Origin of the sequence: Streptomyces sp. S3(2020) (assembly GCF_013044505.1) — a bacterium.
Lineage (GTDB): Bacteria > Actinomycetota > Actinomycetes > Streptomycetales > Streptomycetaceae > Streptomyces.
This window is the reverse complement of record NZ_JABERD010000420.1, coordinates 1-3,705: the sequence shown is the minus strand read 5'-3', so window position 1 is coordinate 3,705 and position 3,705 is coordinate 1. Positions and strand designations below refer to the sequence as shown.

The following is a 3,705-nucleotide window of genomic DNA, read 5'->3' as shown; positions in this document are numbered from 1 at the left end:
GGGCCGAACGGGGGACCCTAAGGGGCCTGGCGAGCGGTGACGGTGACCCGCTCACTCTCGACCCGCTTCGCCAGCGACTCCTCGCCCAGCTGATCCAGGTTCCGGCACAGCACCACGGACCCCCCGGTTGCCAGCGGGGAGTAGAGCCCGGCGCTGAGCCCCTCCCAGGTGTCGTACGACATCCCCGAGAGCAGCCGCGACCCCGGCCCCGTCAGCCCCAGTCCGGAGGCTTCCGCGGCCGCCCGCTCGACGACCTCGGCGCCGCTGAACTCCCGCCCGGCCACGATCAGCGCCGGCTCCCCGGGGTCGACCGGCGCGAACGGCGCGAAGCGGTCGCCCTGTCCCGGCACCTCGACGGCGTAGTCGGCGAAGCCGTCCGGGGTCTGCGGGAACCGGCCGCCCAGCGGACGCAGCGCGAGGGCGATGCGCGAGCCGGAGCAGGCCCGGGCGGCGTCCAGTGTGTCCGGGCCGCTCACCACGATGTCGGCGGCCTTGGGATCGCCGGCCACGTCCGCGACCACGCCCACCGACGAACAGGCCAGCAGCCACACCGCCGTCTGCCAGTGCGCGGGCAGCAGCAGCGCGACCCGGTCGCCGGGCTCCGCGGACAGCTCGCCCTGGAGCAGATTGGCGGTCTTGGCCACCCAATTGGCGAAGGTGGCCACGGACAGTTCGACGCGCTCGCCCGTGGCGTCGTCGTAGAAGGTCACCAGGGGGCGTCCGGCGTCCGCGGCGAGCGCGGAACGCAGCAGGTCGGCAGGGGTGCGGTCGGTGGTGGTCACCCGCGCAAGCGTACGCGGGGGCGGCGCCGCGCAACGAGGGGCGGGGTCGCCGGTTCGGGGGAACGGTTCCCGACGGTCCGTCAATTCCCGAATGGCGGAAATATCCGACTGTGTTCACGATCGTTTGCATGCGATTCCTTGCTTCCTCCATCGGTGTCACGTGCGCGGCCGCTCTGGCCCTTCCCCTGGGCCTGCCCGCCGCCGCGACCGTCGCGCGCCCGGCGCCGAACGCGGAAGTGTTCGTTCCAGGCGGCACCCAGTCCCTCCCCCTCGCCCCCCTCAGCCGCGACCGCGTCCTCGGCGCCACCGCCGAACAGGGCCTGCCGGCCCGCGATGTGCGGCACTTCTCACTGGTCGGCGTCGTCTGGGACGACCCGGACTCCGCACTGCACGGCAGCGTCCAGGTACGCACGCGTGCCGTCACGTCCGGCGCCTGGTCCGGCTGGCAGGACATCGAGACGCACTACGGCGACGACGGCGCCGACCCGGACACCGCCGAGCGCACCTCGGGGCGGGTGCGCGGGGCGACGGCGCCGCTGTGGGTGGGGGACTCGGACGGCGTCGAGGTACGCGTGCGTGCGGACGCCGAGCAGCGTGCCGTGCCGGGCGGTGCCCTGCCGTCGGGGATGCGTCTGGAACTCGTGGACCCCGGGGAGCCCGCGGCCCCTGGGAGTCCGCCGGCGGGTTCCCAGCGCGCCGGCGCGCTCGGCACCGAGTCCGTCACCGGTTCCGCCGCCAACGCCGCCAACGCCGCCAATGCCGCTTCCGCCGCCAACGCCGGCCTCGCCCCCCTCGGCGCCCTGGAGATCCCCGCGCTCGACCGCGCGCGGACCGAGCGGGAGCTCCTCGCCCTGCGGGCCGGCGAGCTGACGCGGCAGCAGCGGGTCAAGCCGTACATCGGACCGCGCCCGGGTATCGTCACCCGGCGCGGCTGGGGCGCGGACGAGGGTCTGCGCGAGAAGAAGTTCGTCTACACGAAGAAGGTCAAGGCCGCCTTCGTCCACCACACCGTCACCGGGAACAGCTACAAGTGTTCGCAGGCGCCCTCCGTCATTCGCGGTATCTACCGCTACCACGTCCAGAGCATGGGCTGGCGTGACATCGGCTACAACTTCCTCGTCGACAAGTGCGGGAAGATCTACGAGGGCCGCGCCGGGGGAGTGGCGAAGCCGGTCCTGGGCGCCCACACGCTCGGTTTCAACACCAACAGCATGGGCATCGCCGTCCTCGGCAGCTTCGGCACCCGTCGTCCCGCCGCGGCCGCCGTGGACGCGGTCGCCCGGCTCGCGGCGTGGAAGCTCGGTCTCTTCGGCGCCAATCCGCGCGGAAAGACCTACCTGAAGTCAGGTGGTGGAAATCTCTACCAAAAAGGGAAGAACGTACGCCTGAACGTGATCTCCGGCCACCGGGACGGCTTCTCCACCGCATGCCCCGGCGCGAAGCTCTACGGCAAGCTCGGCTCGGCCCGTAAGAGCGCGGCCACCCTCCAGGGGCGGTAGGGGAACCGGGGAACCGGGGGACCAGGTTCAGGCATCTCCACCGCCATCGGGGGCATGGGTCGGAGTACCGCACAGCCGCCGAAAGCGCCGCACAACGGTCTGCATACACTGACCGGTCGAAAGACAGTTCGGCCGGTCACCGGCAGGAAGCGGAGACTACAGGTGACAGAAGCGATCCTCCTGGTCGGCGGCAAGGGCACGAGGCTGCGCCCGCTCACCGTGCACACGCCGAAGCCCATGGTGCGCGCGGCCGGGGTCCCCTTCCTCACACACCAGCTGGCGAGAGCGAGAGCGGCGGGCGTCGACCACATCGTCCTCGCCACGTCCTATCTGGCGGAGGTCTTCGAGCCGTACTTCGGCGACGGCTCGGCACTGGGCCTGCACATCGAGTACGTGACGGAGGACGAGCCGCTGGGCACGGGCGGCGCGATCCGCAACGTGGCGTCCCGTCTGCACTCCGCACCGGACGACCCGGTCCTGATCTTCAACGGCGACATCCTGACGGGCCTCGACATCAGGGCACTGGTGGCCACCCACGAGTCGACGAACGCGGACGTCTCCCTCCATCTGACGAAGGTGCCGGACCCCAGGGCCTACGGCCTGGTCCCGACCGACCCGTCGGGCCGGGTGCTGGCCTTCCTGGAGAAGCCGCAGACCCCCGAGGAGATCGTCACCGACCAGATCAACGCGGGCGCGTACGTCTTCCGCCGCTCCCTGATCGACACGATCCCGGCGGGCCGCCCGGTCTCCGTGGAGCGCGAGACGTTCCCCGGCCTCCTCGCCGCCGGAGCCCACCTCCAGGGCATGGTCGACTCGACGTACTGGCTGGACCTCGGCACCCCCGCCGCCTTCGTACGGGGCTCGGCGGACCTCGTCCTCGGCCGCGCCCCCTCCCCGGCGGTCCCCGGCCGCTGCGGCGACCGCCTCGTCCTGCCCACGGCACGGGTGGCCGCCGACGCCAAACTGACCGGCGGCACCGTGGTCGGCGAGGGCGCCTTCGTGGCCCAGGGCGCTCGTGTCTTCGGCAGCACGATCCTGCCCGGCGCGGTCATCGAACCGGGCGCCGTCATCACGGACTCCCTGATCGGCACCAGGGCACGCGTGGGCGGGCGCTCGGTCCTCACCGGCACGGTCATCGGCGACGGCGCGGTGGTCGGCGCCGACAACGAACTGCGCGAGGGTGCCCGAGTGTGGTGCGACGCACGGATCCCGGCGGGAGCGGTGCGCTTCTCCTCGGACCAGTAACCCGGCCCGGCCGGGGGAGTCTGTCCTTCAGCCCGTCCGGCGTTTGAGGACGAGGCCCGTTCAGGGCCGATGGGGGTCTGGGGGCGCAGCCCCCAGGGACCGGGGTCGAAGGGGCGGAGCCCCTGGGGGATGGGACGGGTACTGTCCCTTATACCCATCCGACCCGGCGCGCCAACAGG

3 protein-coding genes are annotated in these 3,705 nt (G+C 72.4%); 2 read left to right on the top strand and 1 reads right to left on the bottom strand.

Annotation, left to right across the window (positions count from 1 at the left end):
• Positions 1-17: 17 nt before the first annotated feature.
• Positions 18-782, bottom strand: coding sequence for a TIGR03089 family protein (locus tag HLK59_RS48940; RefSeq protein WP_171148161.1), 765 nt, complete (start codon positions 780-782; stop codon positions 18-20).
• 128 nt (positions 783-910) lie between these two features.
• On the opposite strand from HLK59_RS48940, the gene HLK59_RS48935 reads away from it, so the two are divergent.
• Positions 911-2,281 carry a peptidoglycan recognition protein gene (locus tag HLK59_RS48935; protein WP_171148160.1) on the top strand — a complete coding sequence of 457 codons (1,371 nt, stop codon included), beginning with the start codon at positions 911-913 and terminating at the stop codon, positions 2,279-2,281.
• 162 nt (positions 2,282-2,443) lie between these two features.
• Complete coding sequence (locus HLK59_RS48930; protein WP_171148159.1) at positions 2,444-3,526, top strand: NDP-sugar synthase; 1,083 nt, start codon at positions 2,444-2,446, stop codon at positions 3,524-3,526.
• Positions 3,527-3,705 lie beyond the last annotated feature (179 nt).

Coding starts and splice junctions, on each gene's coding strand:
- HLK59_RS48935 (WP_171148160.1), top strand. CDS start 911: ATGCGATTCCTTGCTTCCTCCATCGGTGTCACGTGCGCGGCCGCTCTG.